Annotated in this window: 7 protein-coding genes, 1 tRNA gene and 1 pseudogene; all 9 read left to right on the top strand. The window is 55.5% G+C overall.

Annotation, left to right across the window (positions count from 1 at the left end):
* Positions 1 to 133, top strand: a pseudogene (locus tag ACKWJN_RS09915) (elongation factor Tu); the annotation flags it as partial.
* Between the two features lie 11 nt (positions 134 to 144).
* A tRNA-Trp gene (locus tag ACKWJN_RS09910) sits at positions 145 to 218 on the top strand.
* Positions 219 to 314: 96 nt separating this feature from the next.
* Entirely contained in the window at positions 315 to 698 is a 384-nt protein-coding gene (gene secE / locus ACKWJN_RS09905; RefSeq protein WP_408596471.1) for a preprotein translocase subunit SecE, read from the top strand.
* Entirely contained in the window at positions 698 to 1,285 is a 588-nt protein-coding gene (nusG, locus tag ACKWJN_RS09900) for a transcription termination/antitermination protein NusG (RefSeq protein WP_408596469.1), read from the top strand. The genes secE and nusG overlap by 1 nt, the downstream gene beginning before the upstream one ends.
* Positions 1,286 to 1,410: 125 nt before the next feature.
* Positions 1,411 to 1,842 (top strand): 50S ribosomal protein L11, encoded by a 432-nt coding sequence (gene rplK, locus ACKWJN_RS09895; RefSeq protein ID WP_408596468.1) that lies wholly within the window; start codon positions 1,411 to 1,413, stop codon positions 1,840 to 1,842.
* Positions 1,843 to 2,538: a 50S ribosomal protein L1 gene (gene rplA / locus ACKWJN_RS09890; RefSeq protein WP_408596466.1), complete on the top strand. Its 696-nt coding sequence runs from the start codon at positions 1,843 to 1,845 to the stop codon at positions 2,536 to 2,538. It begins immediately after the preceding gene.
* 236 nt (positions 2,539 to 2,774) lie between these two features.
* Positions 2,775 to 3,281, top strand: coding sequence for a 50S ribosomal protein L10 (gene rplJ, locus ACKWJN_RS09885; RefSeq protein WP_408596464.1), 507 nt, complete (start codon positions 2,775 to 2,777; stop codon positions 3,279 to 3,281).
* 40 nt (positions 3,282 to 3,321) lie between these two features.
* Positions 3,322 to 3,696: a 50S ribosomal protein L7/L12 gene (gene rplL, locus ACKWJN_RS09880; RefSeq protein WP_408596463.1), complete on the top strand. Its 375-nt coding sequence runs from the start codon at positions 3,322 to 3,324 to the stop codon at positions 3,694 to 3,696.
* 263 nt (positions 3,697 to 3,959) lie between these two features.
* Positions 3,960 to 8,072, top strand: a complete 4,113-nt coding sequence (gene rpoB, locus ACKWJN_RS09875) for a DNA-directed RNA polymerase subunit beta (protein WP_408596461.1) — start codon at positions 3,960 to 3,962, stop codon at positions 8,070 to 8,072.
* The last annotated feature ends 27 nt before the right edge of the window (positions 8,073 to 8,099 follow it).

Raw genomic sequence — 8,099 nt, 5'->3', positions numbered from 1 at the left:
GATGCCTGGTGACAACGTGTCGATCACGGTGAAGTTGATCCACCCGATTGCGATGGAAGAAGGCTTGCGCTTTGCCATCCGCGAAGGTGGTAAGACTGTGGGTGCCGGCGTGGTTGCTAAGATCATTGCTTAACCCGTCAATTTAGGGGCGTAGCTTAGTGGTAAAGTAGCGGTTTCCAAAACCGTCGATGGGGGTTCGATTCCCTCCGCCCCTGCCACTCAGTGTTGAAAAGCAGGTGGCTGCCAAGCCCGCCACTCCGGCGGGCTTCTCTGTCTTCACTGCCCTGTCTCTTGTCGCTATAAATTCTTCATTCATGTCCGCTGCAAATATTGAAACTGTCTCGACCGCTGCTGACAAAGCCAAGTTGGCGTTGGTGGCCGCCTTGGTTGTGGCTGCTGTGGCTGGCTTTTACGCCTTGGTGCCTCAGGGTGTGATCGTTCAGTGGTTGGCGTTGCTGGTGGGTCTGGTGGCTGCGGTGGTTGTGTTTGCTTTGTCATTGCCTGGCCGTCAGTTGGTGGCTTTTGGTGGCGATGCTTGGCGTGAAGTCAAGAAGGTGGTTTGGCCCACGCGCAAAGAGTCGACGCAGATGACGCTGTACGTGTTTGCCTTTGTGGTGATCATGGCCTTGTTTCTTTGGCTCACCGACAAGACCCTCGAATGGGTGTTTTACGACCTGATTCTGGGCTGGAAAAAATAATGACCGATCTCATCGAACCCTCGGCAGAGGCTACGCCTGCTGCGCCCGTCAATCCCGACTTGCGTTGGTATGTGGTGCATGCCTACTCGGGCATGGAAAAGGCTGTAGAGCGCAACATCCGCGAGAGCATTGCTCGCGCTGGCATGGACAGCAAGTTCGGCCGTATCTTGGTCCCCACGGAAGAAGTGGTGGAGATGAAGAACGGTCAGCGCCGCACGGCTGAGCGCAAGTTCTTCCCGGGCTATGTATTTGTTGAGATGGTGATGGATGACGAGTCGTGGCACTTGGTCAAGCACACCAACAAAGTGACGGGTTTTGTGGGGGGTGCAAAAAACCGTCCGGCGCCCATTTCTGAAGCAGAAGTCCAGAAAATTGTGAGCCAAATGCAAGATGGTGTGGACAAGCCGCGCCACAAGGTCGAATTCATGGTGGGTGAGTTGGTGCGCGTCAAAGATGGCCCATTCACTGACTTCAACGGCTCGGTCGAAGAAGTCAACTACGAGAAAAACAAAGTGCGTGTGTCCGTGACCATCTTTGGTCGTGCCACACCAGTCGAATTGGAATTTGGACAGGTTGAAAAAACCTGATCCATTTTGTTGAGGTTTGGCTTGGTGCTTCCCGACTCGGCGCCAAGTTCTTGAAGTGAGTCGTTAACCCCGGGGAGCTCAGGGTCTCAAAGACCTCAGGCGCATGTACCCGCAAGGAGAAAAGCATGGCGAAAAAAATCGTCGGCTTCATCAAGCTGCAAGTGCCAGCTGGTAAAGCCAATCCATCGCCGCCAATTGGTCCTGCATTGGGCCAGCGCGGTTTGAACATCATGGAATTCTGCAAGGCGTTCAACGCCCAGACCCAAGGCGTTGAGCCAGGTCTGCCATTGCCAGTGGTGATCACTGCGTTTGCAGACAAGTCATTCACCTTCATCATCAAGACGCCTCCAGCGACCACCTTGATCAAGAAGGCCATCAAGCTCGACAAGGGTTCGGCCAAGCCGCACGTTGACAAAGTGGGCAAGATCACGCGCGCTCAACTTGAAGACATTGCCAAGGCCAAGATGAGTGACTTGACTGCCGCTGATCTGGATGCTGCTGTGCGCATCATCGCGGGTTCTGCCCGTTCGATGGGTGTGACTGTGGAGGGCGTGTAAATGTCTAAGCTGACTAAAAAACAAAAAGCCTTCGTCGGCAAAGTCGACAGCAACAAGCTGTATCCATTGAGCGCTGCCATTGGCCTCGTCAAAGAGTGTGCGACAGCCAAATTCGACGAATCCATCGACGTGGCCGTTCAGCTCGGCATTGATGCCAAGAAGTCGGACCAGGTGGTGCGTGGCGCCGTGGTGTTGCCCAACGGCACGGGCAAGACTGCTCGCGTCGCTGTGTTTGCGCAAGGTGCCAAGGCCGAAGAAGCCAAAGCCGCCGGTGCTGACATCGTGGGTATGGATGACTTGGCTGCCATGGTCAAAGCTGGCGATATGCCCTTTGACGTGGTGATCGCCGCGCCGGACGCCATGCGTGTGGTGGGTACCTTGGGTCAGATTTTGGGCCCACGTGGCTTGATGCCTAACCCCAAAGTTGGCACCGTGACGCCTGACGTTGCAACGGCTGTGAAAAACGCCAAAGCAGGTCAAGTGCAGTTCCGTGTGGACAAGGCCGGTATCGTGCACGCCACCATCGGCCGTCGTTCATTCGACACCGACAAGCTCCAAGGTAACTTGGCCGCTTTGGTGGAGGCTTTGAACAAATCAAAGCCAGCTTCAAGCAAGGGCATTTATTTGCGCAAGCTCGCCGTTTCGTCCACCATGGGCATCGGTGTTCGCGTAGACACGCAATCTTTGAACGCCTAAACAGTGTTCAAAAATCTGAGCTCCGCGCAAGCGTGGCTCGGAGTGGTGGGCTGTTGCAGTGCTGCGGTGCTGCAACGGGCCATCCAAGACCGTTGGTGTGTGACTTGATCGCACTTAATTGAAAAGCCAACGCAGATGGCGATCCCGCTGAAATGGATTTTTCCTGACAGTTAGGTCGCTGCAAAAGTGGCGTGTCAAAGGGCAAAAGCCTGATGACACATTTAAAGGAGTAGACCTTGAGTCTGAATCGCAGTGAGAAAGAAGCGGTCGTTTCTGAAGTGACCACGCTCGCCGCTCAAGCTCAAACGCTGGTGTTGGCGGAATACCGCGGCATCTCGGTGGCAGACATGACCCAACTGCGCAGCAAAGCGCGCAGCACCGGTGTGACCTTGAGCGTGTTGAAAAACACGTTGGCACGCCGTGCTGTGGCTGGCAGCCAGTTTGAAATTGTCGCTGACCAGATGACCGGCCCGCTGATCTATGGCTTCTCTGTCGATGCTGTGGCTGCCGCTAAGGTGGTGACTGACTTCGCGAAAACCAACGACAAATTGGTCATTCGCGCAGGTGCATTTGCAGGCAAAGCTCTGGATGTCAATGGCGTAAAGCAACTCGCAAGCATTCCTTCGAAAGAAGTGTTGCTGGCCCAGTTGTGTGGCTTGTTGATGTCGCCTATGTCTCGCACCGCAGTGGTGTTGGGCGCTTTGGCGGCCAAAAAAGGCGAAGGCGAAGCTGTTGCCGCTTAAGGCCAGCTTCTCTGTATTAACCAATTGTTAGGAATTAAAAATGGCATTCGATAAAGACGCATTTTTGACCGCGCTCGACAGCATGACGGTCATGGAACTCAACGAACTGGTGAAAGCCATCGAAGAGAAGTTTGGTGTGAGCGCGGCTGCAATGGCCGCTCCCGCCGCGGCTGGTGGTGGCGGTGCTGCCGCTGCTGAAGAGCAGACTGAATTCAACGTCATCTTGCTCGAAGCCGGCGCCAATAAAGTGTCCGTGATCAAAGCAGTGCGTGAATTGACTGGCTTGGGCTTGAAAGAAGCCAAAGACCTGGTTGACGGCGCTCCCAAGGCTGTGAAAGAAGGCGCGCCTAAGGCTGACGCTGAAGCAGCCAAGAAGAAGCTGGAAGAAGCTGGTGCTAAGGCCGAACTGAAGTAATTCGGTCCTTCTTTAAGGCTGGAGAGTCCCACAAGGACCTCCAGCCTTTGGTGCTTACAGAGCACACCCAAAAATCAGCTGGAATGCCCCGCAGATTTTTGAGTGTCTTCTGACTCCAACTGCAGAAGATGCCTTGGTTCGGGTTGCGTGCAATGCGCAACCGTCCGCCAACGCTGGTAGAGGCCAGCCGCCAAGCCTGTTGCATGAAGCCCTGCGGTGTTTCATGCGGCAAACAGTTCTGAAAGATCAAGCCCGGAGATCTCATGGCCTATTCATACACCGAACGCAAGCGCATCCGCAAGAGTTTCGGCAGCCGCGACAGCGTGCTGGAAGTTCCTTATTTGTTGCAAATGCAAAAAGACGCGTACACCGCCTTTTTGCAAGCTGATGTCGCGCCCAAGAAGCGCACCCAAGAGGGTTTACAAGCTGCTTTTGAAGCGGCTTTCCCTATCGTCTCGCACAATGGTTTTGTCGAGATGAAGTACCTTGAGTACAACTTGGCCAAGCCCGCCTTTGATGTGCGCGAATGCCAAACACGTGGGCTGACTTTTTCGTCGGCTGTGCGTGCGCGCGTGCAACTGATCATTTATGACCGTGAGTCATCGACCCCCCAATCCAAGGTGGTCAAAGAAGTCAAAGAGCAAGAGGTCTACATGGGCGAAGTGCCTTTGATGACCGACAAAGGCTCTTTCATCATCAACGGCACGGAGCGCGTGATCGTGTCTCAGTTGCACCGCTCGCCTGGCGTGTTCTTTGAGCACGACAAGGGCAAGACCCACAGCTCGGGCAAGCTTTTGTTCAGCGCACGGATCATCCCTTACCGCGGTTCTTGGCTCGACTTCGAATTCGACCCCAAAGACTTGCTGTACTTCCGTGTTGACCGTCGCCGCAAGATGCCTGTCACCATTTTGTTGAAGGCCATTGGCCTGACGCCCGAAACCATTCTGGCCAACTTCTTTGTAAACGACAACTTCCGCTTGATGGACACTGGCGCACAAATGGAATTTGTGGCCGAGCGTTTGCGTGGTGAAGTCGCCCGTTTTGACATCACCGACAAATCGGGTCAAGTGGTTGTGGCCAAGGACAAGCGCGTGACGGCACGTCACACCCGCGAATTGGAGCAAACCAACACCACGCACATCAGCGTGCCAGAAGATTTTCTGGTGGGTCGTGTGGTGGCAAAAAACATCATCGACAGCGACACTGGCGAATTGATTGCCCGCGCCAACGACGAGTTGACCGAAGCCTTGCTCAAAAAATTGCGTGAAGCTGGCGTGCAAGATTTGCAGTGCATCTACACCAACGAATTGGACCAAGGCACTTACATGTCGCAGACGCTGCGCATTGATGAGACCGTGGACGAGTTCGCTGCACGTGTGGCCATTTACCGCATGATGCGTCCTGGCGAGCCGCCAACCGAAGACGCCGTGCAAGCCCTGTTCCAGCGCTTGTTCTACAACCCCGACACCTACGATCTGTCGCGCGTGGGTCGTATGAAATTCAACGCCAAGGTCGGCACTGCCGAATCCACTGGCCCCATGGTCTTGACCAATGACGACATTTTGTCGGTGGTGAAAATCTTGGTTGATTTGCGCAATGGCCGTGGCGAAGTCGATGACATCGACCACTTGGGCAACCGCCGCGTGCGCTGTGTGGGTGAATTGGCCGAGAACCAATACCGTACCGGTTTGGCACGTATCGAAAAAGCAGTGAAAGAGCGTTTGGGCCAAGCAGAGCAAGAGCCGCTCATGCCCCACGACTTGATCAACTCCAAGCCTATTTCTGCGGCACTCAAAGAATTCTTTGGCGCATCGCAGCTGTCCCAGTTCATGGACCAGACCAACCCCTTGGCTGAGATCACCCACAAGCGCCGCGTGTCGGCCTTGGGCCCAGGTGGTTTGACCCGCGAACGTGCTGGCTTTGAAGTGCGTGACGTGCACGTGACCCACTATGGTCGTGTGTGTCCGATTGAAACGCCTGAAGGTCCAAACATTGGTTTGATCAACTCTTTGGCCCTGTACGCCCGTTTGAACGAGTATGGTTTCATTGAAACCCCCTACCGTCGTGTGGTGGATGGCAAGGTGACGATGGACATCGATTACTTGTCCGCCATCGAGGAAGGCAAGTACGTCATTGCGCAGGCCAACGCCGCGCTGGACAAAGATGGCCAACTCACGGGCGAACTGGTGTCAGCACGTGCCAACGGCGAATCTATTTTGTGTGGTGCCGAGCGCATCCAGTACATGGACGTGTCGCCAGCGCAGATCGTTTCCGTGGCGGCCTCTTTGGTGCCGTTCTTGGAGCACGACGATGCCAACCGCGCGTTGATGGGTGCCAACATGTCACGCCAAGCCGTGCCCGTGTTGCGTCCTGAAAAACCCATGGTCGGTACCGGCATCGAGCGCGTTGCGGCGATCGACTCGGGGACCGTGGTCACGGCCAGTCGTGGCGGTGTGGTCGACTATGTTGACGCAACCCGCGTGGTGGTGCGTGTCAACGACGCCGAAGCCTTGGCCGGCGAAGTGGGCGTGGACATCTACAACCTGATCAAGTACCAACGTTCCAACCAAAACACCAACATCCATCAGCGTCCGATCGTCAAGCGTGGCGACAAGATTGCCAAGGGTGATGTGATTGCCGACGGCGCATCGACCGACCTGGGCGAAATCGCCATCGGTCAAAACATGTTGATCGCCTTCATGCCTTGGAACGGTTACAACTTCGAAGACTCGATTTTGATCAGCGAGCGCGTGGTGGCAGAAGACCGCTACACCTCGATCCACATCGAAGAACTCGTGGTGATGGCGCGCGACACCAAGCTGGGTGCCGAAGAAATCACGCGTGACATCCCCAACCTGGCCGAGCAACAACTCAACCGTTTGGACGACTCCGGCATCATCTACGTGGGGGCGGAAGTGCAACCCGGCGACACGCTGGTGGGCAAGGTCACGCCCAAAGGCGAAACCACGTTGACGCCAGAAGAAAAACTGCTGCGCGCCATCTTTGGTGAAAAAGCCAGCGATGTGAAAGACACCTCGTTGCGCGTGAGCCAAGGCTCACAAGGCACCGTGATCGACGTGCAGGTCTTCACCCGTGAAGGCATCGTGCGTGACAAGCGTGCCCAGCAGATCATTGACGACGAACTCAAGCGTTTCCGCTTGGACTTGAACGACCAACTGCGCATCGTGGAGGCGGACGCGTTTGACCGTATCGAGAAATTGTTGAATGGCAAAACTGCCAATGGCGGCCCCAACAAGCTGGCCAAAGGCAGCAAGATCGACAAAGCCTACATGGCCTCGGTCGAGAAGTTCCACTGGTTCGACATCCGCCCAGCGGACGACGAAGTGGCCGGTCAGCTCGAAAGCATCAAAAATGCGATGGAACAAACCCGTCACAGCTTTGACCTGGCTTTTGAAGAAAAACGCAAAAAGCTCACCCAAGGCGACGAGTTGCCCGCAGGCGTGCTCAAGATGGTCAAGGTCTACTTGGCCGTCAAGCGTCGCTTGCAGCCGGGTGACAAGATGGCCGGCCGTCACGGCAACAAAGGTGTGGTGTCCAAGATCGTTCCGGTCGAAGACATGCCCTTCATGGCAGACGGCACACCGTGCGACATTGTGCTCAACCCCTTGGGCGTGCCTTCGCGCATGAACGTGGGTCAGGTGTTGGAAGTGCACTTGGGCTGGGCCGGCAAAGGCATTGGCCAGCGCATTGGCAACATGTTGCAAGCCGAAGCCAAAGCCGCTGAATTGCGTGTCTTCATGGAAGAGCTTTACAACGGTACGGGCCGCAAAGAAGACCTGAGCAAGCTGTCCGATGAGCAAGTGGTCGAGATGGCGGGTAATTTGACCAACGGTGTGCCTTTCGCAACGCCGGTGTTTGACGGCGCGGGTGAAGAAGAAATTCGCACCATGTTGAAACTGGCATACCCAGACGACATCGCCAAGGCCAAAGGCTTGACCGCCACACGCACCCAAGCCAACTTGTTCGATGGCCGAACAGGCGACGCTTTCGACCGTCCCACCACCATTGGTTACATGCACTTCTTGAAGTTGCACCACTTGGTGGACGACAAGATGCACGCGCGTTCGACGGGCCCCTACAGCTTGGTCACCCAGCAACCCCTGGGAGGCAAGGCACAGTTTGGTGGTCAGCGTTTTGGCGAGATGGAGGTGTGGGCTTTGGAAGCTTATGGCGCCTCTTACACGCTGCAAGAAATGCTCACGGTCAAGTCCGACGACGTGCAAGGCCGTACCAAGGTGTACGAGAGCATCGTCAAAGGCGAACACGCCATCGAAGCGGGCATGCCCGAGTCGTTCAACGTGTTGGTCAAGGAAATTCGTTCGCTCGGTATCGACATCGAACTCGAACGTTCTTAATTCAAGGTTCGAAAGGATTTATAAATC

Source organism: Limnohabitans sp., from assembly GCF_046052825.1.
In the GTDB taxonomy this organism is placed as follows: Bacteria; Pseudomonadota; Gammaproteobacteria; order Burkholderiales; family Burkholderiaceae_C; genus Limnohabitans.
This window is presented reverse-complemented; position numbering and strand designations above follow the sequence as displayed.